21 protein-coding genes and 2 pseudogenes are annotated in these 21,942 nt (G+C 68.4%); 16 read left to right on the top strand and 7 right to left on the bottom strand.

Features of this window, described 5'->3' with window-relative positions; all coding sequences use genetic code 11:
• Positions 1 to 34 precede the first annotated feature (34 nt).
• Positions 35 to 358 (top strand): YnfA family protein, encoded by a 324-nt coding sequence (locus tag MET2598_RS0133205; RefSeq protein WP_012335551.1) that lies wholly within the window; start codon positions 35 to 37, stop codon positions 356 to 358.
• A 175-nt stretch (positions 359 to 533) separates the two neighbouring features.
• Positions 534 to 2,048 carry a Do family serine endopeptidase gene (locus tag MET2598_RS0133200; RefSeq protein WP_018263765.1) on the top strand — a complete coding sequence of 505 codons (1,515 nt, stop codon included), beginning with the start codon at positions 534 to 536 and terminating at the stop codon, positions 2,046 to 2,048.
• A 196-nt stretch (positions 2,049 to 2,244) separates the two neighbouring features.
• Here the strand turns inward: MET2598_RS0133200 and MET2598_RS0133195 are convergent, their stop codons facing one another.
• Positions 2,245 to 3,216: a hypothetical protein gene (locus tag MET2598_RS0133195; protein WP_026191065.1), complete on the bottom strand. Its 972-nt coding sequence runs from the start codon at positions 3,214 to 3,216 to the stop codon at positions 2,245 to 2,247.
• Positions 3,217 to 3,403: 187 nt separating this feature from the next.
• Here MET2598_RS0133195 and MET2598_RS37840 point away from each other — a divergent pair, with 187 nt between their 5' ends.
• Positions 3,404 to 3,934 (top strand): hypothetical protein, encoded by a 531-nt coding sequence (locus MET2598_RS37840; RefSeq protein WP_018263764.1) that lies wholly within the window; start codon positions 3,404 to 3,406, stop codon positions 3,932 to 3,934.
• Here the strand turns inward: MET2598_RS37840 and MET2598_RS0133185 are convergent.
• Positions 3,853 to 4,188: a diguanylate cyclase domain-containing protein gene (locus MET2598_RS0133185; protein ID WP_026191064.1), complete on the bottom strand. Its 336-nt coding sequence runs from the start codon at positions 4,186 to 4,188 to the stop codon at positions 3,853 to 3,855. The two genes, MET2598_RS37840 and MET2598_RS0133185, sit on opposite strands and share 82 nt — an antisense overlap.
• Positions 4,189 to 4,761: 573 nt before the next feature.
• Between MET2598_RS0133185 and MET2598_RS0133180 the strand changes: the two genes are divergently transcribed.
• Together MET2598_RS0133180 and MET2598_RS0133175 are read left to right on the top strand one after the other, a co-directional pair.
• Positions 4,762 to 5,970, top strand: coding sequence for an MFS transporter (locus tag MET2598_RS0133180; protein WP_018263763.1), 1,209 nt, complete (start codon positions 4,762 to 4,764; stop codon positions 5,968 to 5,970).
• Between the two features lie 110 nt (positions 5,971 to 6,080).
• Positions 6,081 to 6,383, top strand: coding sequence for a hypothetical protein (locus MET2598_RS0133175; protein WP_012335555.1), 303 nt, complete (start codon positions 6,081 to 6,083; stop codon positions 6,381 to 6,383).
• Between the two features lie 109 nt (positions 6,384 to 6,492).
• Here the strand turns inward: MET2598_RS0133175 and queF are convergent, their stop codons facing one another.
• On the bottom strand, positions 6,493 to 6,945 hold the full coding sequence (gene queF / locus MET2598_RS0133170) for a preQ(1) synthase (RefSeq protein ID WP_018263762.1): 453 nt from the start codon (positions 6,943 to 6,945) through the stop codon (positions 6,493 to 6,495).
• A gap of 193 nt (positions 6,946 to 7,138) precedes the next feature.
• On the opposite strand from queF, the gene eno reads away from it, so the two are divergent.
• The 10 genes and pseudogenes from eno to MET2598_RS43210 form a co-directional block, all read left to right on the top strand.
• Entirely contained in the window at positions 7,139 to 8,416 is a 1,278-nt protein-coding gene (gene eno, locus MET2598_RS0133165) for a phosphopyruvate hydratase (RefSeq protein WP_018263761.1), read from the top strand.
• A 139-nt stretch (positions 8,417 to 8,555) separates the two neighbouring features.
• A complete protein-coding gene (locus MET2598_RS0133160; protein WP_012335558.1) occupies positions 8,556 to 8,867 on the top strand; it encodes an FtsB family cell division protein in 312 nt (103 codons plus the stop codon).
• 219 nt (positions 8,868 to 9,086) lie between these two features.
• Positions 9,087 to 10,127, top strand: a complete 1,041-nt coding sequence (gene pdhA / locus MET2598_RS0133155) for a pyruvate dehydrogenase (acetyl-transferring) E1 component subunit alpha (RefSeq protein ID WP_018263760.1) — start codon at positions 9,087 to 9,089, stop codon at positions 10,125 to 10,127.
• A 27-nt stretch (positions 10,128 to 10,154) separates the two neighbouring features.
• A complete protein-coding gene (locus tag MET2598_RS0133150; protein ID WP_018263759.1) occupies positions 10,155 to 11,660 on the top strand; it encodes a pyruvate dehydrogenase complex E1 component subunit beta in 1,506 nt (501 codons plus the stop codon).
• Between the two features lie 4 nt (positions 11,661 to 11,664).
• Positions 11,665 to 11,946, top strand: a complete 282-nt coding sequence (locus MET2598_RS0133145) for a DUF5076 domain-containing protein (RefSeq protein ID WP_012335561.1) — start codon at positions 11,665 to 11,667, stop codon at positions 11,944 to 11,946.
• Positions 11,947 to 11,957: 11 nt separating this feature from the next.
• Positions 11,958 to 12,551, top strand: coding sequence for a Uma2 family endonuclease (locus MET2598_RS0133140; protein WP_018263758.1), 594 nt, complete (start codon positions 11,958 to 11,960; stop codon positions 12,549 to 12,551).
• Between the two features lie 4 nt (positions 12,552 to 12,555).
• On the top strand, positions 12,556 to 14,007 hold the full coding sequence (locus MET2598_RS0133135; protein ID WP_018263757.1) for a pyruvate dehydrogenase complex dihydrolipoamide acetyltransferase: 1,452 nt from the start codon (positions 12,556 to 12,558) through the stop codon (positions 14,005 to 14,007).
• Positions 14,008 to 14,130: 123 nt separating this feature from the next.
• Positions 14,131 to 15,567: a dihydrolipoyl dehydrogenase gene (gene lpdA, locus MET2598_RS0133130; protein WP_018263756.1), complete on the top strand. Its 1,437-nt coding sequence runs from the start codon at positions 14,131 to 14,133 to the stop codon at positions 15,565 to 15,567.
• A gap of 214 nt (positions 15,568 to 15,781) precedes the next feature.
• Positions 15,782 to 16,204: pseudogene (locus MET2598_RS43215) on the top strand (site-specific integrase); the annotation flags it as partial.
• A gap of 44 nt (positions 16,205 to 16,248) precedes the next feature.
• Positions 16,249 to 16,359, top strand: a pseudogene (locus MET2598_RS43210) (integrase core domain-containing protein); the annotation flags it as partial.
• Positions 16,360 to 16,782: 423 nt separating this feature from the next.
• Here the strand turns inward: MET2598_RS43210 and MET2598_RS40190 are convergent.
• Both MET2598_RS40190 and MET2598_RS0133120 read right to left on the bottom strand, forming a co-directional pair.
• The gene (locus tag MET2598_RS40190) at positions 16,783 to 18,036 is read right to left on the bottom strand and encodes a TadG family pilus assembly protein (RefSeq protein ID WP_084673976.1); all 1,254 of its coding nucleotides are present in this window, start codon (positions 18,034 to 18,036) and stop codon (positions 16,783 to 16,785) included.
• Positions 18,033 to 18,437, bottom strand: a complete 405-nt coding sequence (locus MET2598_RS0133120) for a TadE/TadG family type IV pilus assembly protein (RefSeq protein ID WP_051086551.1) — start codon at positions 18,435 to 18,437, stop codon at positions 18,033 to 18,035. Before MET2598_RS0133120 ends, MET2598_RS40190 begins: the two co-directional genes overlap by 4 nt.
• 236 nt (positions 18,438 to 18,673) lie before the next feature.
• On the opposite strand from MET2598_RS0133120, the gene MET2598_RS0133115 reads away from it, so the two are divergent.
• Positions 18,674 to 18,967, top strand: coding sequence for a hypothetical protein (locus MET2598_RS0133115; protein WP_018263754.1), 294 nt, complete (start codon positions 18,674 to 18,676; stop codon positions 18,965 to 18,967).
• 466 nt (positions 18,968 to 19,433) lie between these two features.
• On the opposite strand, the gene MET2598_RS40185 is transcribed toward MET2598_RS0133115, so the two are convergent.
• Positions 19,434 to 20,660 (bottom strand): adenylate/guanylate cyclase domain-containing protein, encoded by a 1,227-nt coding sequence (locus MET2598_RS40185; protein WP_084673975.1) that lies wholly within the window; start codon positions 20,658 to 20,660, stop codon positions 19,434 to 19,436.
• 679 nt (positions 20,661 to 21,339) lie between these two features.
• Positions 21,340 to 21,942: YncE family protein (locus tag MET2598_RS40180; protein ID WP_442919000.1), on the bottom strand; the 603-nt coding region annotated here is incomplete at its 5' end.

Genomic DNA, 21,942 nt, shown 5'->3' with positions numbered 1-21,942 from the left:
CGCCAGGACGGGGGGCCCGTGCTACGGCTCCCGCATGACGACGCTCCTCGCCTACGCCCTCGCGGCCCTCGCCGAGATCGCCGGCTGCTTCGCAATCTGGGCGTGGCTGCGCCTCGGCCGCTCGCCCCTCTGGCTCGGCCCGGGCCTCGCGTCCCTGATCCTCTTCGCCGTGCTGCTGACGCGGGTCGAGAGCGCGGCCGCGGGCCGGGCCTACGCCGCCTACGGGGGCGTCTACGTGGCGGCCTCGCTCCTCTGGCTCTGGGCCGCGGAGGGACAGCGGCCGGACCGCTGGGATCTCGGCGGCGCGGCGCTCTGCCTCGCGGGCAGCGCCGTCGTCCTGCTCGGGCCGCGGGGATGAGGGCGGAACGCCGACGAGGGCGGGGCGCCGGCCCGGCACCCGCGCCACCTGACGAATCCGTAATCTGCGGGCCACGGGCCGGTCAGGGCGCTCCTCCGAGAATGGCCTCATCAGATCAGGGCCGCGGGGCCGATCGGCCGCCGCGCCCTCCCGCCGATCCGGAGGAATCTTGACCATGTCCGAGCCCGTTCCCGCCTCCCGTCTCCATCGCAAGGCGCTCGCGTCCGTGGCCGCCGTGACGCTCGTGGCGACGGGCGCGCTCGGCTCCGCCTTCCTGCCGCCGAGCACGCCGGTCCTCGCCCAGGCCCTGCCGCAGACCCCGATCACCGCCCCCGAGCACCCGCCGGGCAGCTTCGCGCCGATCGTCAACCGGGTGAAGCCCGGCGTCGTCTCGGTGAAGGTCAAGCTCAAGGACGACGCGGCGGATGACAAGGAGGGCGGCCCCGGCGGCCAGAACGTGCCGCCGCAGCTGCGCGAGTTCTTCCGCCGCTTCGGCGAGAACGGCATGCCCAACCGGCCGCACCGCAACGGCGGCCGCGCCGCGCAGGGCTCGGGCTTCTTCATCTCGGCGGACGGCTACGTCGTCACCAACAACCACGTGGTCGAGAACGCCAAGTCGGTGGAGGTCACCCTCGACGACGGCCGCACCCTCGACGCCAAGGTGGTCGGCACCGACCCGAAGACCGACCTCGCGCTGCTCAAGGTCACGGAGGGCAACGGCTCCTTCCCCTACGTGAGGCTCGCGCACGGCGCGCCGCAGGTCGGCGACTGGGTGGTGGCGATCGGCAACCCCTTCGGCCTCGGCGGCACCGTCACGGCCGGCATCGTCTCGGCCCGCGGCCGCGACATCGGCGCCGGGCCCTACGACGACTTCCTGCAGATCGATGCGCCGATCAACAAGGGCAATTCGGGCGGCCCGACCTTCAACGTGTCGGGCGAGGTCGTCGGCGTGAACACTGCCATCGCCTCGCCGTCGGGCGGCAATGTGGGCCTCGCCTTCGCCATCCCCTCCGAGACGGTGCAGGCGGTCGTCGACCAGCTGCGGACGGACGGCAAGGTCGCCCGCGGCTATCTGGGCCTCCAGATCCAGCCCGTCACCAAGGACATCGCCGAGGGGCTCGGCCTCGACAAGGCGAAGGGCGCGCTCGTCACCAGCGCCCAGGACGGCACGCCGGCCGCCAAGGCGGGCCTGAAGTCCGGCGACGTGGTCCAGGCGGTGAACGGGGATCCGGTCGGCGACGCGCGCGAATTGTCGCGCCGGATCGCCTCGATGAAGCCGGGCACCAAGGTCCAGCTGTCCTACCTGCGCGGCGGCAAGACCGACACCGCGACGGTCGAACTCGCGACCCTGCCGAACGACACCCGGGTCGCGGCCCGGGAGGAGCGCGGGCGGGGCTCGGACGCGCAGCCGCGGCTCGGCCTGAGCCTCGCGCCCGCCGACGCGGTGGGCGCCGGCCAGGAGGGCGTGGCGGTGGTGAACGTCGATCCGGACGGCCCGGCGGCGGCCAAGGGCATCGAGCCCGGCGACGTCATCCTCGACGTCGGCGGCCAGCCGGTCTCCTCGGTCTCCGACGTGCAGGGCCGGATCCGGGCCGCCGAGCGCGACGGCCGCAAGGCCGTGCTGATGCGGGTGAAGAGCGACAAGGGCACGCGCTTCGTCGCCATCGCCCTCCAGAACCGCAACGGCTGATCCGCCGGCCTCACGGCGAGGCCCGTCAGGGACGAGGGCCGGCTCCGCGAGGGGCCGGCCCTTCCCGCGTCAGGGGCTGCACAGGCCCGCATGATCCGGGATCCGCTTGATCGAAGCGGATCCCGGATCACACGCCTGCGCGGCGCCTGAGCGAAGCCCAAATCCGCCATCCCGAAGGGATCAAGCGGATTTGGTATCAGGGGCTGCACAGCACCGCGAGGCGTCGCCCGGAGACGCGCCCGCGCCCGGTCCCGTCCGAGCGGACGCGGTCCCCCTCAAGCCGGACCTGGCCGGCATTCTCGATCAGCGTGTAGCGCAGCCGCTCCAGGGCGAGCCCGTACCGGCCAGACCAGAGCCGCAACGCCCCGCAGAACCGCGCGAGGGTCTGGCGGCCGAAGCGGACCGGGCCGAGGAGCGGCGCGATCTCCCCGGTCCCGAAGGCGGCGCTGCGGAAGCCGGCCAGCAGGTCGGGGCGCCCCTGCGCGAGGTCGAAGGCGGCGAGGGATTCGACGCCGAGCGCGCCCGCCCGCGCGGGCGGCGTCGTCGCCAGCGTGAGCGCCAGGGGCTGGTCGGTCAGCAGCAGGACGGCGCGGTCCGGCGCCTCGGTCAGGTCGACGGACAGGGGGCGGTAGGCCCGCGCCTCGCCGGACCGCGGCTCCGTGAAGCTGAGCCCGATCACGTCCAGCCACGCGGCCGAGCCCGAGACGCGGTCGGGATGGGCCACGAAGCCGAGCAGGCGGCCGCGCTGCGCCCGGCGCTCGGCGGCGATGTCGGGCGTCGCGATCTCGGGCGAGGGAGCGCCGCCCCGCGTCGCCTCGCGCCGCTCCGGCGGATCGGGGGAGGGCGGCGCCGCCGGCCGCTCCGGAAGCCCCGCCGGCCGCTCCGGCGGGCGCGCGTCCCGCTCCGGCGGCTCTGCGGGCGCGTCCGGCGGAACCGAGGGCCGAAGCGCCTCGCCCTGCGCGCAGGGGGCGCAGGCGGCGGGCGGCGCGGGGGCGGCAGGGCCGGGGCTTGCGGGCGCCGCCGCCTGCACCGCCGGCGCGGGAGCCGGGGCGGGGCGGCGGGCGACAAGGCCGACGCGCGGATCGAGGAGCAGGATCAGCACGAGCGGGCTCGCCACCGCGACGAGCGCGGCGAGGCCGATCAGGCCGCTGACGATCCTCTGTCCCACGCCGCCTCCACCTTGGCCGTTCGGCGCGCAGTATGCGTGCCCCGGCCCGGAGAAAGTGTCAGCAGCGGCGACTTAGGCCGGTCCTTGGCTGGGGATTGCGGGCATGACGGGGCGCGGCGGGGCGTCCCGCCTCGCTTGACCCAGCGCGGCCGCCAGCCGCAGGCTCGCGGCGGTGGAGGAGGGACTCATGCGCCGGATCGGACTCGCCGCCCTGCTCTGTCTCGGGGTCGCGTCCCAGGCCCGGGCCGATGCCTGCGCGCGGCTCGCCGGACGGGTCGTGACCGTGACCGGGGCGGCGATCGCGGGCCGCAGCGGCAGCACCGTCGCCTTCGGGGCGGCGGATGCGGACCTGATGCTGCTCGATTGCCGGGCGCCCGGGCGGATGATCCTGCGCGCGCGCTTCGCCGAGCCGAGCCGCGCCACCTTCGTCCTCGTCGGGCTCGCCGCGCAGGCCCTGGCCGGGGCGCGCGCCGAGGAGGCGGAACGCCTCGCCCTCGTGCTGCATCGCGCGGCCCGGGAGGGAGGCGGCCCGGCTTCCGGACGGGCCGGGCCGGTGGCGATCACCTGCACGGCCGTGCCGGTCGGCGAATTCCCGACGAGCTGCCTGCTGCGCCGGGCCGGGCGCACCGGCCGGGATCAGGCTGCCTCCGGGGTCGAGCGGGTCTGGTTGCGGCCGCCGGCCTTGGCCGCGTACAGGGCCTCGTCCGCGAGCCGGTAGAGATCCGCGAGATTCCGGGCGGTCCCGGCGACCGCGACGCCGATGCTCACCGTCAGGAAGCCGGGGCCGAGGCCCGCCTGCGCGACGGCGAGGCCGGCGACCCGGGCGTGGACCGAGGCGGCGATCCGCGCCGCCCCGAGGGCCCGCTGATGGAGAGGCGAGGTCCGAGTCCTGCCGGTGGCGCTGGAAGTAGGGCCGGTCGGCCGTGTTGCCCGGCGGAGCCGGCCCGCCGACGGATTCGGCGACCGCCTCACCGTTCCCGTCGCGGATCGTCATCGCGCCGATGTCGCGGGCGGTCGTCGCCCGGTCGAACAGGAGCTTGCGCCGGGTCTCGGGGTCGAGGACCTGCAGCAGGTTCCGGGAGGCCTGCTCGGCCCGCGCCCACGCGTCGTCGCGCATGGCGGAGGGCATCAGGCCGCAGATCAGCAGGGTCCCGGCCGTCACCGCGGGACCCAAGGCGACCGGCAGTCGCGCGGGGCAGCGCAGGCGCAAGCCCCCGACCAGGTCCGCGCGGCGTGGCCGGGCGGTCCGGACGCGGTCGCCCGGGAGGGCGCTGCTCCGAGGCTGGCAGAGGGTCTTGCGGCTCGGCATGGCGGGGTCACGAATGGCACGCGAGCGTGGAGGCTTGGTTGCCCCACAAGGCGTGGTTGCCCACCGGGCAGGGTCGCGGGGGGCCGCCCCCGTCGGCGATGTTCCCGCGCCGGAAAATGCTCTAACCCTCGCTCCGTGCTCGCTCCCTCCCCATCCCCCCGCTCCGGGCTGCCTCCCCCCATGCCCCCTCGCTCCCCGCTCCGGCATCCCGCTCCCCGCGCCCGGGGATCCGCCGCGTGACCGACGGCGCCTCCCGGCTGATCCTGATCCTCGCCGCGGGCGGCTTCGCCAGCACCTTCGCGGGCCGCGTGGTCGAGCCCCTGGTCGGCGTGCTGGCGCGGGATTTCGCCAGCCCACCCGCCACGGTCGCGCTCCTCTCGACCGCCTTCGCGCTGCCCTACGCGCTGATCCAGCCGGTGCTCGGCCCGGTCGGCGATGCGCTCGGCAAGGAGCGGGTGGTCGTCACCTGCCTGGGCATCCTGACCCTGGCGCTGGCGGCGAGCATCGTGGCCGGGGACATCCGGCTGCTGTTCGGCCTGCGCATGCTGGCGGGCGCCGCGGCGGGCGGGGTCATTCCCCTGGCCCTCGCCATGATGGGCGACCGCATCCCGATGGAGCGGCGGCAGGTCGCCATCGGGCGCTTCCTCGTGGCGGTCATCCTCGGGCAGCTGATGGGCTCCACCGTCTCGGGGCTCATCGAGGGGCTGATCGGCTGGCGGGGCGTGTTCGCCCTCTCGGCCCTGGTGGCGCTCTCGGGCTGCGGCGCCGTCCTCCTCGGCTTCGCCCGCGCGCTGCGCGCGCCGGGCGGGCGCTTCGCCCTCGGCCCGGCCGCGCGGCGCTACCGGGCGATCCTCGCCAATCCGCGCGCCCGGGTGCTGTTCGGGGCGGTCTTCGTCGAGGCGATCGCGGTGTTCGGGATCTTCCCGCACCTCGCCCACCTGATCGAGGCCCGGGGCGAGGGTGGCCCGCGCGAGGCGGGCTTGGTGCTGGCGGGCTTCGCGGCCGGCGGCCTCGCCTACTCGCTCCTCGTCGGCCTGCTCCTGCGGCTCCTCGGCCAGACCCGGATGCTGATGGCCGGGGGCGCGATCGCCGGGGGGGCCCTGCTGACGGTCGGACTCGCCGGCGCGTGGCAGGTCGATGCGGTGGCGCTGGTGGCGCTCGGCCTCGGCTTCTACATGCTGCACAACACCTACCAGGTGCAGGTGACCGAGGTGGCGCCCGAGGCCCGCGCCTCGGCGGTGGCGCTCCACGCCTTCTCGTTCTTCTGCGGCCAAGCCCTCGGCGTCGCGGTGCTCGGGGCCGGGCTCACGGCCCTCGGCCAGTTCGGGGCGCTCGCATCCTGCGCGGCGCTCATCCTGGGGCTCGGTCTCGTCACCGCGTGGCGCCTGTCGCGGCCCATTAGGCCCCGGTCTTCCCAAACAGAAGATACGATGAACGGTCGATGAACAAAGATGTCTCCCGGCGTTGGATGGCTCTGCTCTAGAGCTGAGGGCCGGAACCAGCCGTCGGTTCGGCCGTTGTCCTGCCTGAACAGATCCACACGCGAGGAGATCACATGCGCAAAGTCGCGCTCCTGTCCGCCGCCGCCCTGTCGCTGGGCGCGATGGCCACCGTCTCGGCTCCGGCCGAGGCCCGGCCCGGCTATCGCGGCGGATACGCCCACGGCTATTACGGCCGCCCCTACGCGCACGCCTATCGCGGCCGGCGCGGCATCTCCACCGGCGCGGCGGTCGGCCTGGGCATCGCGGGCCTCGCGGCGGGCGCCATCGCGGCCGACGCGGCGCGGCGCAACGGCTACTCTTACGGCGCGCCGGCCTACCGGGCCCCGGCCTACGGCTACTACGACTACGATTACTGAGCCGGATCGCCGATCCGGACGGAGGGCGGCCGGGACCATCCCGGCCGCCCTCGTCGCGCGTGGGCAGCGCGCGAGGCTCTTCGCGAGGCTCTTGCGGTGCGAGAGGCCCTCAGCCCCGGGCCCGGTAGGGCGGCACGCCCTGATCCGGCAGCCAGAGCGAGGCGGGCGGCGCCCCGGTCTGCCAGAACACGTCGATCGGGATGCCGCCGCGCGGGTACCAGTAGCCGCCGATGCGCAGGAAGCGCGGCTCCAGCAGCCCGGCGAGGCGCTTGCCGATCGTCACGGTGCAATCCTCGTGGAAGGCGCCGTGGTCGCGGAAGCTGTGCAGGTAGAGCTTGAGCGACTTCGATTCGACGAGCCAGTTCCCGGGCACGTAGTCGATCACCAGGATCGCGAAGTCGGGCTGGCCGGTCACCGGGCAGAGCGAGGTGAATTCCGGCGCCGTGAAGCGGGCGAGGTAGTCCGTGTCCGGGTGCGGGTTCGGCACCCGGTCGAGCACCGCCTCCTCGGGCGAGCGGGGCCGGGCGGAGGACCGCCCGAGTTGCAGGGTTTCGTGCGTCATGCGCCCGATATAGGGGCAGGCGGAGCCGGCCGGTACCGGCGCCGCGCCTCGATCGGACGCAGCTCGCCTTCGGGGTCCTCCCCCGGGGTCCTCCCCCGGAGTCCCCCCCGGGTCCCCGCCTTCGGGGTCCTTGCCGGGCGCGGCGACTTGGCCGATAAGCCCGGCCTGTCGGCCGCCGCCGGAGAGCCTTTTCATGACCGCGATCACCAACATCGCCGCCCGCCAGATCCTCGACAGCCGGGGCAATCCCACCGTGGAGGTGGACGTCCTCCTGGAAGACGGCTCCTTCGGCCGCGCCGCCGTGCCCTCGGGCGCCTCGACGGGCGCCCACGAGGCGGTCGAGCTGCGCGACGGCGACAAGGGCCGGTTCGGCGGCAAGGGCGTGCTCAAGGCGGTGGCCGCGGTCAACGGCGAGATCCTGGACGCGATCGGCGGCATGGATGCCGAGGACCAGGTCGCGGTCGACGAGGCGATGATCGAGCTCGACGGCACGCCCAACAAGGCCCGGCTCGGCGCCAACGCCATCCTGGGCGTCTCGCTCGCCGTCGCCAAGGCCGCCGCCGAGGCCTCCGGGCTCCCGCTCTACCGCTACGTCGGCGGCACCCAGGCCCGCGTCCTGCCGGTCCCGATGATGAACATCATCAATGGCGGCGTGCACGCGGACAACCCGATCGACTTCCAGGAATTCATGATCATGCCGGTCGGCGCCGCCTCGATCGCCGAGGCGGTGCGGATGGGCGCGGAGGTGTTCCAGACCCTCAAGGGCGCGCTCAAGAAGGCCGGCCACAACACCAACGTGGGCGACGAGGGCGGCTTCGCCCCGAACCTGCCCTCGGCCGAGGCCGCCCTCGACTTCGTGATGGAGTCGATCCGGGCCGCCGGCTACGCGCCGGGCGAGGACATCGTGCTGGCCCTCGACTGCGCGGCGACCGAGTTCTTCAAGAACGGCGCCTACGCGTACGAGGGCGAGGGCCAGACCCGCGACCCCGAGGCCCAGGCCGCCTACCTCGCCAAGCTCGTCGACGCCTACCCGATCCGCTCGATCGAGGACGGCATGGCGGAGGACGACTGGCTGGGCTGGAAGGCGCTCACCGACCGGATCGGCGACCGCTGCCAGCTCGTCGGCGACGACCTCTTCGTGACCAACGTGGCGCGGCTCTCGGAGGGCATCGCCAAGGGCACGGCGAACTCGATCCTCGTCAAGGTCAACCAGATCGGCTCGCTCACCGAGACGCTGGCGGCGGTCGATATGGCCCACCGGGCCGGCTACACCGCGGTGATGTCCCACCGCTCGGGCGAGACCGAGGATTCCACCATCGCGGACCTCGCCGTCGCGACGAATTGCGGGCAGATCAAGACCGGCTCGCTCGCCCGCTCGGACCGGCTCGCCAAGTACAACCAGCTCATCCGCATCGAGGAGGGCCTGGGGGCCCAGGCGCGCTACGCCGGCCGCGGCGCCCTCAAGGCCTGACCGCGGGCCGCCTCGCCGTCCCGGCCCCGGGAGGGCGAGGCGGCGCCCCGGCGGGCGCGGGCCGCCCGTCGATCCGGACCGGGCGCGCCGCCGCGGCGGCCGTGAGGCTTCCTTAACCATCGCGGCCCAAGCTGCCGGCATGGTCGTCCGTCGCCGCGCCCGCGCCCTCCTGCTCCCGCTCGCCCTCTACGCCGCCTCGGTGCTGGCCGTGGGCTACTTTCTGCGCGAGGCCGAGAGCGGCAGCCGCGGCCTCCAGGCCAAGCGGGCCCTCAAGATCCAGGCCTACAATCTCCAGAAGGAGCTCGACGCCGCCAAGGCGGACCGGGCCGAGTGGGAGCGGCGGGTCGCGCTGCTGCGCAGCGACCAGATCGACCGCGACCTCCTGGAGGAGCGCGCCCGCCTGATGCTCGGGCGCGTGCACCCGAACGACGTCGTCATCATCAATCCCTGATTCGCGCCGGCGGGCGCGCGGCCCGGTGCGCCGGGCGCGGGGCCCGGTGCGCGGACCGCCCCATGGGGCACGGGCCGCGCCCTCCTCCGCGCGGCCCGCCGGCGGCACTCCGGCCCGTTCCGGGCGTTTTCCGCTGCCGCCGCGGCATGGCGGGCCTCGCTTTCCGGCCTCGCCTGCCCTAGAAGGCGTTGGACTAAGGTCGCAGGCCGGGAGGCGCCGATGGAAGCCGGGAGCAAGGCACGCCGCGAGGACAAGACCGCGAGCCCGCCCCCTGCGAACGCGCCGCATTTCACGCGCGACGAGGACGTGCACGCCTACAGGGAGATGCTGCTGATCCGCCGCTTCGAGGAGAAGGCCGGCCAGCTCTACGGGATGGGCCTGATCGGCGGCTTCTGCCACCTCTATATCGGCCAGGAGGCCGTGGTGATCGGGGTCCAGATGGCCTCGAAGGAGGGCGACCAGGTCATCACCGGCTACCGCGACCACGGCCACATGCTGGCCTGCGGCATGGACCCCAAGGGCGTGATGGCGGAACTGACCGGGCGGCGGGGCGGCTATTCCCGCGGCAAGGGCGGCTCCATGCACATGTTCTCCCGCGAGAAGAACTTCTACGGCGGCCACGGCATCGTCGGGGCCCAGGTCTCCCTCGGCACCGGTCTCGGCTTCGCCAACAAGTACCGCGGCGACGGGGCGGTCAGCCTGACCTACATGGGCGACGGCGCCGCCAACCAGGGCCAGGTCTACGAGAGCTTCAACATGGCGGAGCTGTGGAAGCTGCCCGTCGTCTACGTGATCGAGAACAACCGCTACGCCATGGGCACCTCGGTGACCCGGGCCTCGGCGCAGACGGACTTCTCGAAGCGCGGCGTCTCCTTCGGCATCCCGGGCGAGCAGGTCGACGGCATGGACGTGCGCGCCGTGCGCGACGCCGCCGCCCGGGCCATCGCGCATGCCCGGTCGGGGGAGGGGCCCTACATCCTGGAGATGCAGACCTACCGCTACCGCGGCCACTCGATGTCCGACCCGGCCAAGTACCGGACCAAGGACGAGGTCGCGCGGATGCGCGAGGAATCCGACCCGATCGAGCAGGTCCGCAAGCGGCTGCTCGGCCCGCACAAGGTCCCGGAGAACGAGATCAAGGCGATCGACGCCCAGGTGCGGGAGATCGTCAACGAGGCGGCGGACTTCGCCACCAACGACCCCGAGCCCGATCCCGCCGAGCTGTGGACCGACGTCCTGCTCGAGCCCGCCCGCGCCTGACCCTCTCATCGGATCGACAGAGCACCCATGCCGACCGACATCCTGATGCCCGCCCTCTCGCCGACCATGGAGCAGGGCAAGCTGGCGAAATGGCTCAAGAAGGAGGGGGATCCGGTCAAGCCCGGCGACGTGCTGGCCGAGATCGAGACCGACAAGGCGACCATGGAGGTCGAGGCGGTCGACGAGGGGATCCTCGCCAAGATCCTGATCGCGGACGGCACCGACAACGTCGCGGTCAACACGCCGATCGCCGTGCTGGCGGGCGAGGGCGAGGACGTCTCCGCCGCCAAGCCGAACGGCAAGGGCAGGGGCGGCGCCAAGGGCGAGGCGAAGGCTGAGGCCAAGACCGACGCGAAGACCGACGCGAAGACCGAAGCGAAGACCGAAGCGAAGGGCGCGCCCACGCCCGACATGCAGGACGAGGGCCGGGCCCGGGCGCCCGCGCCGGCGGCCAAGGGCAGCGACGACGCGCCGGTCGCCCCGGCCGCCCCCGCCACCATCACGAGCCGCAGCGCGGATCGGGCGATGGAGGAGATCCCGGAGGGCACCGAGATGGTGACCCAGACGGTGCGCGAGGCCCTGCGCGACGCCATGGCGGAGGAGATGCGCCGGGACGAGGCGGTCTTCGTGATGGGCGAGGAGGTCGCCGAGTACCAGGGCGCCTACAAGATCACCCAGGGGCTGCTGCAGGAATTCGGCGCCCGCCGCGTCGTCGACACGCCGATCACCGAGCACGGCTTCGCCGGGGTCGGGGTCGGGGCGGCCTTCACGGGGCTGCGCCCGATCGTCGAGTTCATGACCTTCAACTTCGCCATGCAGGCGATCGACCAGATCATCAACTCGGCCGCCAAGACCCTCTACATGTCGGGCGGGCAGCTCGGCTGCCCGATCGTGTTCCGCGGCCCGAATGGCGCCGCCGCCCGCGTCGCCGCCCAGCACAGCCACGACTACGCCGCCTGGTACTCGAACGTGCCGGGCCTGAAGGTGGTGATGCCCTACACCGCCTCGGACGCGAAGGGCCTGCTCAAGAGCGCCATCCGCGACCCGAATCCGGTGATCTTCCTGGAGAACGAGATCCTGTACGGCCAGTCCTTCCCGGTGCCCAAGCGCGACGATTTCCTGGTGCCGATCGGCAAGGCGAAGGTGCACCGGGAGGGCCAGGACGTCACCATCGTGTCCTTCGGCATCGGCATGACCTACGCGCTCAAGGCCGCGCACGAACTCGCCGAGCAGGGGATCGGCGCCGAGGTGATCGACCTGCGCACGATCCGGCCGATGGATTCCGCGACGGTGGTCGAATCGGTGAAGAAGACCGGCCGCTGCATCACCGTCGAGGAGGGTTTCCCGCAATCGGGGGTCGGCGCCGAGATCGCCGCGCGGGTCATGGTCGACGCCTTCGACTATCTCGACGCGCCGGTGCTGCGCATCACCGGCAAGGACGTGCCAATGCCCTACGCGGCCAACCTGGAGAAGCTGGCGCTGCCGACCGTGGCCGAGGTGATCGAGGCGGCCAAGGCCGTCTGCTACCGGTAGCCCAATGGCCGAGAATCCCCGCTTCGAGGCGCTCTCGGTCCCGCCGGACGCCCTGGACCTGGGCGGCGTCGAGGTGCTGCGCGCCGCGGTGGTGGACGGGGCGGTGAGCGTCGCCCTGCGCCGCTCCTTCGACGATCCCGCCACCTGGGGCCGCCTGCTGATCGACCTCGCCCGGCAGGCCGCCCGCGTCTACGGGCGCGAGACCGAGATCTCGGAGGAGGAGGCCTTCGCGCGCATCCGCGCCGGGATGGAGGCGGAGAGCCTCGATCCCGACAGCCTCAACTGAGGGCCGCCGGCATGGCCGAGCCCGCCCCGCGCGGCATCACCTCCGCGGACCTCGAAGCGGTCCCGGCGCCCCTCGTCGCCGAGATCCTCGACGGGGTGCTGGAGACGCATCCGCGACCGCGGCACGCGATGGCGGCCGGCGAACTCGCAGGCGAACTCATCCCTCCCTTCGCGCCTCCCTTCGCGCGCGGGCGCGGCGGCCCCGGCGGCTGGGTCTTCATGATCGAGCCGGAGCTTCACTTCGGGCCGCAGGTGGTCGTGCCCGATCTCGCCGGCTGGCGGCGGGGCCGGCTGCCTGCCGAGCCGGCGACACCCTTCGTCGAGACGCCGCCGGACTGGGCCTGCGCGATCCTCTCGCCCTCCAAGGCGCGGCTCGACCGCGGCCCGAAGCGCCGCATCTACGCGGAGGCGGGCGTCGCCCATCTCTGGCTGCTCGATCCCGCGGACGGCGAGCTCGAAGCCTTCGCGCTGACGGAGGGCCGCTGGCTGCTCGTCGGCACCGTCAGGCGCGGCGAGATGGTGGCGCTCGCGCCCTACGACGCCGTGCCGTTCCCCCTCGACGCCCTCTTCCCCCTGGACGCCCCGGCCGCTCCGACCGAGACCTGACGCCATGCCGATCAACGTGCTGATGCCCGCCCTCTCGCCCACCATGGAGAAGGGCAACCTCGCCAAGTGGCTGAAGAAGGAGGGCGACCCGGTCAAGTCCGGCGACGTGCTGGCCGAGATCGAGACCGACAAGGCGACCATGGAGGTCGAGGCGGTCGACGAGGGCGTGCTCGCCAGGATCGTGGTGCCCGAGGGCACCGCGGACGTGCCGGTGAACGATCTCATCGCCGTGATCGCGGCGGAGGGCGAGGACCCGGCGCGCGTCGGGGCCGGGGAGGGGGCGGCGCAAGGGGCGGCGCAAGGGGCGGCGAAGGGGGCGGCGCCCCCGCCGCGGGATGAGGACCGCACGGAGGGCGGGGCGAGCCTCGCCTACGCGCGCGTGAACGAGGCGCCGGACGCCGCCAAGGCCGCGGCGAACGGGGCCGCGGCGAAGCCGAACGGCGCGGCGCCCGGCGGCGCCCCGCAGGGCGCCGCGCCGGCGGGGGGGCGGATCCTCGCCTCGCCGCTCGCGCGCCGCATCGCCAAGCAGGAGGGGATCGACCTCTCGCGCGTCCGCGGCTCCGGCCCGCACGGCAGGGTGATCGAGCGCGACGTGCGCGCGGCCCTCAAGGAGGGCCCGGCGCCGGCCGCCCCGGCGGGCGCCCCGGCGGCCGCGCCCGGCGGGGCGACCCCGCCCGCCGCCAAACCCGCGGCCGGCGCCCCGGCGGCCTCCGGCCTGACCGGCGACCAGGTCAAGGCGATGTTCGAGAGGGGGAGCTACGAGGAGGTCCCCCTCGACGGGATGCGCAGGACCATCGCCAAGCGCCTCGTCGAGTCGAAGCAGACCGTCCCGCACTTCTACCTCTCGCTCGATTGCGAACTCGACGCGCTGCTGGCGCTGCGCGAACAGGTCAATGCGGGCGCCGGCAAGGGCCGGGACGGCAAGCCGCTGTTCAAGCTCTCGGTGAACGACTTCGTCATCAAGGCGCTGGCGCTGGCCCTGCAGCGGGTGCCGAACGCCAACGCGGTCTGGGCCGAGGACCGGATCCTGAAGTTCCGCCACTCCGACGTCGGCGTCGCGGTGGCGGTGGACGGGGGCCTGTTCACGCCGGTGATCCGCAGGGCCGAGCAGAAGACGCTCTCGACCCTCTCGGCCGAGATGAAGGACCTCGCCGGCCGCGCCCGCAGCCGCAAGCTGAAGCCCGAGGAGTACCAGGGCGGCGCGACGGCGGTGTCGAATCTCGGCATGTACGGCATCAAGGAATTCGGCGCGGTCATCAACCCGCCCCACGGCACGATCCTGGCGGTGGGGGCGGGCGAAGCCCGGGTCGTGGCCAGGAACGGCGCGCCGGCGGTGGTGCAGGCCATGACCGTGACGCTCTCCTGCGACCACCGGGTGGTGGACGGGGCGCTCGGCGCCGAATTGCTCGCCGCCTTCAAGAGCCTGATCGAGAACCCGATGGGGATGCTGGTGTGAGGGGCCGCGCCCCGCCGCGCCCGGAGCCGCCCGCCGGGCGCTCCCGGCCCTGAGCCTCGGCGCCGCCCCGGTCCGGCGGCCGGCGCCGCCGTCATGCCCCTTCGCCACGCGAGCCGAACCCCCATGTCCGACAGCTACGACGTCCTCATCATCGGCGCCGGCCCCGGCGGCTACGTGACCGCGATCCGCGCGGCCCAGCTCGGCTTCAGGACGGCGGTGGTCGACCGCGAGCATCTCGGCGGGATCTGCCTGAACTGGGGCTGCATCCCCACCAAAGCGCTGCTGCGCTCGGCCGAGATCTTCCACTACATGCAGCACGCCAAGGATTACGGCCTCTCGGCGGAGAAAATCGGGTTCGACGCCGCGGCGATCGTCAAGCGCTCGCGGGGCGTCTCGGCGCGGCTCAACGGCGGCGTCGGCATGCTGCTCAAGAAGAACAAGGTCGACGTGATCTGGGGCGAGGCGCGGATCGAGGCGGCGCCGAAGGGCGACGCGCCGGGCCGGGTCGCGGTCGCCGCGTCGCAGCGGGCCGAGGCGCCGAAGGGGGCCAAGGGGCCGGGCGCCTACGCGGCGCGGCACATCATCGTGGCGACCGGTGCGCGGCCCCGCGTGCTGCCGGGGATCGAGCCCGACAAGCGCCAGATCTGGACCTACTACGAGGCGATGGTGCCGGAGTCGATGCCCAGGAGCCTGCTCGTCATGGGCTCGGGCGCGATCGGGATCGAGTTCGCCTCCTTCTACCGGACCATGGGCGCCGAGGTGACGGTGGTGGAGCTGCTGCCGCAGATCCTGCCGGTGGAGGATGCGGAGATCGCCGGGATCGCCCGCAAGCGCTTCGAGAAGCAGGGCATCCGAATCCTGACCGGCGCCAAGGTCACGAAGGTGGAGAAGGGCCGGGACGCGGTCACCGCCACGGTCGAGGCCGACGGCAAGAGCCAGGCGATCACGGCCGAGACGCTGATCTCGGCGGTCGGCGTCGTCGGCAACATCGAGAATCTCGGGCTCGAAGGACTCGGCGTGCGGACCGACCGCGGCATCGTGGTGACGGACGGGCTCGGGCGCACCAACGTGGCGGGGATCTACGCCATCGGCGACGTGGCCGGCCCGCCGATGCTGGCCCACAAGGCCGAGCACGAGGGCGTGCTCTGCGTCGAGACCATCAAGGGCCTGCCGACCCACCCGATGGACAAGGGCAAGATCCCGGGCTGCACCTATTGCCAGCCGCAGATCGCCTCGGTCGGCCTCACCGAGGCCAAGGCGCGGGAGCAGGGATTCGACATCCGGGTCGGCCGCTTCCCCTTCCTGGGCAACGGCAAGGCGATCGCCCTCGGCGAGCCGGACGGCCTCGTGAAGACGATCTTCGACAAGAAGACCGGCCAGCTCCTCGGCGCCCACATGGTCGGGGCCGAGGTGACCGAGCTGATCCAGGGCTACGTCGTGGCGATGCAGCTCGAGACCACCGAGGAGGACCTGATGCACACGGTCTTCCCGCACCCGACCCTGTCCGAGATGATGCACGAGAGCGTGCTCGACGCCTACGGGCGGGTGATCCACGTGTAGCCTGATAAGACGAAGAAAGCCTCGCTCATCCAAAGACTTAGCTCGAAAACACTACCGAGGCTCATTCACGGCTGCCAACCCCTGAGGTGCCTCCAAACGGCATCTCAGGCATGCTCGGTGTGACAGAATTGTGCCAAGGAGTCGGCGGCCAGATCGGCCCTAACCTCCTCGTCTCGAACGCTGAAATGGCGCCACTGAAGGGGAGGGGACTCGGATCAGCGACGCCCCCAACGCCCCATCGGCAACTTACCTGAAGCCCCTCATCACCTTGGCTATCGAGACAGGGATGCGTCGTGGCGAGCTCCTCTCCATCACCTGGGTCGACGTGAACCTCAAATCTCGAACTGTGAAGGTGCAGAGGACCAAGAACGGTCACCCACGAACCGTCCCGCTATCCCCAACCGCCATTCAGACCCTCTCGGGGATGGAACGAACCTCTGATCGAGTTTTCCCTGTGTTCCCCGGAGCGGTTGAGTTGGCGTGGAGGCGGATGCGGAGGAGGGCTGCGATACCTGACCTCCGCTTTCACGATCCGAGGCACGAGGCGGTTTCACGGTTGTTCGAGGCCGGGTTGAGCGTGCCCGAGGTCGCCATGGTCAGTGGGCGTCGAACGCCTGCCATGCTGTTCCGCTACACTCACCCGAAAGCCGAGGATGTGGCCACGAAGTTGGCAGGGAGCCAAGGGATGACTGCCCGAGGCAGGAGATCCTCTACTCGCTCAGGGAAGCCCAGACCGTGATCGCGCTTTGGCAAACCACCGACAACCGCGTCCGGCCGCATTCGTCCATCGGCTAGAGCATTTTCCGACGAAGTGGGTGCCGGTTCGTCGCAGAAAATGCGGCAAGATCAAAGATCTAGAGCGGCACTCGATCACGTTGCAATCGGGTGCCGCTCTCGCGGCCACCCGCGCCCATCACCTTGCCAGATTTGTTCTTCCGGCTATCCATGGCCACACCATGCAGTAAGCTCTAACTCAGCCCGGTTCAAAATACCGGTCAGGCCAATCTTTTCACATTCTTTACAGAGATCTGCCGCACCGTAGCGCTTTGGCTTGAACCGCATCAACCACTTCAGCATCCTGAGATGCGATGGATTAATTATTTCTCAGACGCCTTTTCTAGGGTCACCTGCGGCAGCTCAGATCAGATGAAGGGCAGCAACTCGTCTGAACAAATGCACGGCCGCACAGCATCAAGTCGGACTGAGGAGAATTTATCAGTGTGCTAATCCAGCATGGGCCTTCAGTGTCGGCGGATTAATGGAAGAGCTTGGAAACGCATTGAAGGCGAATATGCCCGAACCACCGGTCAGGATCTGGGCCGCAATAGCATAACCGTACTTTGAAGTGCCGGTATATGTTGAGTTGCCACCAAAGCTGAGGATCGCAGAAGGAGCATACAGCGTGCCGTTTAGCGCCATATCCCCCGTTCCACCCAAAGATACAGAAACGTTCGCAGGCGTGCTGCGGGATTGGAAAATCAGAATGCCGGCTTGATCTCCAGAATTTTGAGCAGTTAGCGTGATCGTCCCACTTCCACTGAGATTTAAGGTACTGTCCTTATCGAGAAATATAGTAAGACCTGAGCCGGTGATGCTGGTGCTGCCTGTAACACTAATATTTGCAGATTTGAAGTAATATAAACCCGACTGTAAAGTCACGTTCCCACTCAGGCTAACAGTGCCGGAATAGGTGCAGTTCGCCGGAAAGACACCAGACGAGATCGACGGATTGTTCACTGTGCATACGGGCTGTGCCGGCTCTGGGACATTCGCCAAAGGATCAACGAGCGAGGGACAGTTGATCTTAGGCCAAGGGCTGAACCCGGTACCAGAGTAGTTGCCGACGACGCAGATCTGCGAAGCGGTGATCGAGGATGACCCTCCCGTCCTAGCAGCCGTCGCCGATGACGAGTTGACCTGAATGGGGCAGTTGGTCTGGAGGGCGCTGCTGCCCTTCGTTTGCAGCGAACCGGCGCTGGCCGGCTCGAGCACCATGACGCAGGCACCACCATACTTCACGGCGACGCTGCTCGCAGCCATGTCCACGCTCGATACGCCGAGGATGCCGGCCACGTACGTTAGGACGGCATTGCCGTAGGCGGACGACCGGCGCGTCGTCACCTGCACCGCGTTCTGGCCGATCGCGCTGGGCGTAAACGTTTTCGAGGATGGATCGTAAACTCCAATCTGTATATCTGCACTTGTTGACACTGTTCCAAAACCGACTGGAGTGTTTTTACTGACAAGGTCAAGGGCGGCTGCCATAACAGAGGATGAAGTTGGAAGCGCCATCACTGCACCAAGCGCGGCGGCGTCGGCTATCTTCTGAAGCTTCAGCTTACTGTAGTATAAATTTCCGGAGTCTATCGCCACAGCCGCAAATCCGACGGCGATCAGCATTCCGAACAGGCCGATGATCGATGCGCCGCCTTGCTTGTGCGCGGCGAATGCGACGAACCGCTGCCTCACGACATTGGCTCTTGCTGCATCACTGCAGTGCAGTTAAAAGATTTTGTTCCATAGATGAGGCTAAAGAACTGCGTCGGCGTTGCCGAACTGAGAGGAACATTTGTTGTGACGGTATACTGGTTCTTGTTAGGATCAGTGCTCGACTGCGAAATTGTAACCGCGGCAGACGCTTGCGCCCACGAAGGCAGACGGAGGGCGATGATGCCGGCAACCTGCGAGGCCGTGATCCGGTTGGTCGCCAGTTGCCGGGCAGCGTCGTTCGTGGCGAACTCTGTGGTGCCAAGGGTGTACATGATCGAGCCGAACTCGATCGACCCCATGACGAGCGCGATCAGGATCGGAGCGACGACCGCGAACTCCGCCGCGGTTGCCCCTCTCTCATTAGATCCAAAACGTCTCATCAAAGGCTCACGCAGCAGTTGTGGATTTCCGCTTTGTACTGTGAAGCCTAAGAACTTAAAACATGTTTAAAGCATTGCAGACTCTCGTATGCGCTCTGATGCCGCCATGAGATCGCCGATATGTCCCTTGGCCCATTCGCTAAACCCCGGCCAGGAACACGGGATCCCTCGCGAGTACGTCGGCGACGGAGCGGAGGGCGTCCAGCCTCCCGGCCAGGGCGCCGCGGAGCGCCGCGATGTGCGGCCCACGGCAGGAGGTCAGGTTCGCTGTCCGCGATCGCTGCCTCGAGAGCTTTGACGAGATCCCGGAGGCGCACGCCTTCACGGCTCGCCTCAACCTCCGGCGCCTGCGCGGCACCAAAACCCATGAGGTCGCCTTCGAGGAGCACGATCACGCGCACGACCACATAAACCTGGGCGACGAGCACGACGCCCACGCCCGCGCCCATGCCGACGCTATTCGGCAGCACTTCGCAGGGCACAGGGTGACGAGCGGGCAAATCGTGCTGTTCGGCCTCACGGGGGTCTGATCTCCACCTGCATCTCGAGCCCGGCCTCTCAGCGCACGACGAGCACACGTGCGGCCGCGGCGAGGACGCAGATCAGCACGAAGGCTACGACGACGCCCGCGGCGACAGGTGGCCGACGGCGCCGTCTGATAGTCTTGGGGCTCTCGCGGACCCACCAGTCGCAGGGTCTTTCAGGACGCCAGACCTTCATCAACCCGACGCGGTTGAGTTGGCATGGGGAGAAATGCGGATAAGGGCTGCGATACCTGATCTCCGCTCTCACGATCTGAGGCACGAGGCGGTTTCACGGCTGTTCGAGGCTGGGTTGAGCGTGCCCTAGGTTGCGATGGTCAGCGGTTAGCGGACGCCGGCGATGCTGTTTCGTTATACCCAAAGGCGGAGTTTGTCGCCAAAAAATCTGAAGAAGTTCACGATATATGGACACAGCGGAATCCGGAACCCGATTTTTCGACAGATGCAACGTTCGTTACGGGATTGCAGAGCCTGAACCGCTACTTTCTTCTCGAATACGTCTCGTCTCAGCATCGTTGATCCCGGAAGTCAGCGTTCTCACAAGGCGGTCAACGATTTCGTCCTCGATGTCCGCCCACGAACCTTCACGACTTTTAAAGCGATCGGCCCAGATTTGTGCTCCAGTCGAGGCATCAACAAGCTGAGCGTTGATACGAAACCGGCCATCTGCGTGATGCATGGTTCCAGAGAACACGTATCTCACGTCCAATTCCTTTCCGATTTCCTGAGGATCGACTGGTCTGTTTTGATATCTTAGAGCGATGCTGCTCGATACTATAAAAATTCCGTCGATGCGGGTCAGATCGGATGTGATGTCCGCTGCAATTGCCTCTGCCAAAGAGTCTTCCTTCGAGCCCCCGTCAGGATTCTTAAACGGCAAGATTACGACCGACATCCGCGAGGTAATCTCTCTGCGCATTCTACCGGTTTTATCTCCAATGGAGGCAACGCTGATTGCATCTTGCTCATCGCTGCGCATAATACCCGAAGAAGGTGTCGGCTGATCCGACGACAAAAAAGTCACGCCCGTCACCAATAATAATGCTACACGCGAAAATGCGAGCTTGAGAGAACCGCGGCGCCCACTCACCGTAAGATTTAATATTTTGGTTTCTGCCTGTCGCGCAATAAATTCCGGAGTTATAACGAAAACCTGCACAGCGCGATCCACATTTTTCAGACGAACGAGACCCCAATCGACAGGATCGCATATTATTTTATCGTGAACTTGGTCGAGAGCCGCTCGAGAAAGACAAATTCCCCCACTCGGGGCGATGCCCTCCAGACGGGAAGCAAGATTAACAGCATTTCCGTAAATGTCTCCATCCTGCTCAACAGTGATATCGCCTACACATATGCCCATCCGAAAAAACACACGCCGAGGCTCTTCAGTATTCTCGTTCAGGCTGTGCACGGCACGTTGCAATTCGATCGCGCAACATACAGCGTGGTATGTGCTTGGAAACTCGACTAACACGCCGTCTCCGCTCGATTTTATAACACGACCGCCATGCTGCTTTGTGCTCGGGTAAAGAAGATCGCGGCGGAGAGACCTGAGCAGTGCGAGGGTTCCGGCTTCGTCCCTACACATATGCTGGGTATACCCAACCATGTCGGCCGCCAGAACGGCAGCGACGTGGGGCTCTACACTATATACCAAGTGTAAGCTAGGCTTCGCCATAGCTTGGCCTTTAACGCCCGCTCCATTGACGGAACGGGTAACATAATCTCGCTCTCGCGATTATCAAGTTGGGTCAAATCTTACTGCCCGCGATCAGTCTAGTGAACCTAAGCGATACCGTGACGATCCACTTGTGAGCAAGCGTGACCTCAAGGTATTGCTCTGTGTCAACTCGGCAACGGAAGTCGTGTCTTTGTTCAAATGGACCGTGGATAGCTTGAGTGCGTTGGCGTGCTATAATGCTCGAATGTCGGAAACGTCCTTCAGACCCTACGCGGTCGTCCAGTGTGAGAGAACGGTTCCAAGCCAGATCACGTTCGCCTGCATGATCGGGATAGATAGGCTGCTGAAGCTGGAACTGGATACGACGCGACCTCGGCACACGTTCGTACGACAGGCGTTGAGCGGCTTGAACCAGCGTCTCCTCTCCTTCAAGTCCGACCAGATACCCTTCTTCGGTCGACCACGAGGGTTCGTCGTCAACTACGCGCCCAACCGTGCCGTGCGATACGACCTTAACGGTAAGGCGATGGAGATCATGCCGAGAGAGGTGGTCGTCGGGCGTGGGAAGTTAACGTTCGGTAGGCTAACCTCCGATTAGGCACAGGCCAGGGTGAACAGAGAACGATCTCCATAACTCCACCCTAGCTTTGTTATCCGTGTCAGGCCGGCGATCTCGTCATCTACCCATCCTTGCTGACGCAGGGTGACCTGGAACTTTGAAGCGTTTACCTGTATCGGTTATATTAGAGCCGTCCACCCGGTAGATAGAGAAATCCTGGTCTAAGAAATTTCCGACCAAGAGATATCTTCCATCCGGCGTAAATACTGCAGCTTCTGGCAAGCCACCAGTTTCGAGTCCTTCTTTGACCTTCGTCACGGTTTTACCATTTATTTTCATTACAGTCAAGGTTCCGTTCTTATGGTAGAAGAAGTCTTTCTTTCCGGAATTTGACCCGTTAATGATGACTGCCACCGCCACATCGCCTTTCGGGCTTATCGCAAGTCCTTCAGGTCCATCTCCCACGACGACCTTATCGATAACCCGTGGAGGTGTCGCCTCAAGATCAACAACGCTAACGGTGTCCACGTTTCCGTCCGAAGCCCCGGCAAAGCCATTATCAGCTGTCAGGGCGATCTTACCGTCTGGGCTCACGCTAACGTTATATGGCCACATGCGTATTCCGACGAAGCCGGCCGGGGGTTCCAAGTTGAAGCCGGCCGTCATTCCGAGGCGAAGCCGGCCACCGTTCCGATCTGAAGCCGACCGGCGACGGGGCGC

It is taken from the genome of Methylobacterium sp. WSM2598 (assembly GCF_000379105.1).
Classification (GTDB): Bacteria; Pseudomonadota; Alphaproteobacteria; order Rhizobiales; family Beijerinckiaceae; genus Methylobacterium.
Note: the sequence above shows the minus strand (reverse complement) of the source record. Positions and strands in the feature narration are given on the sequence as shown.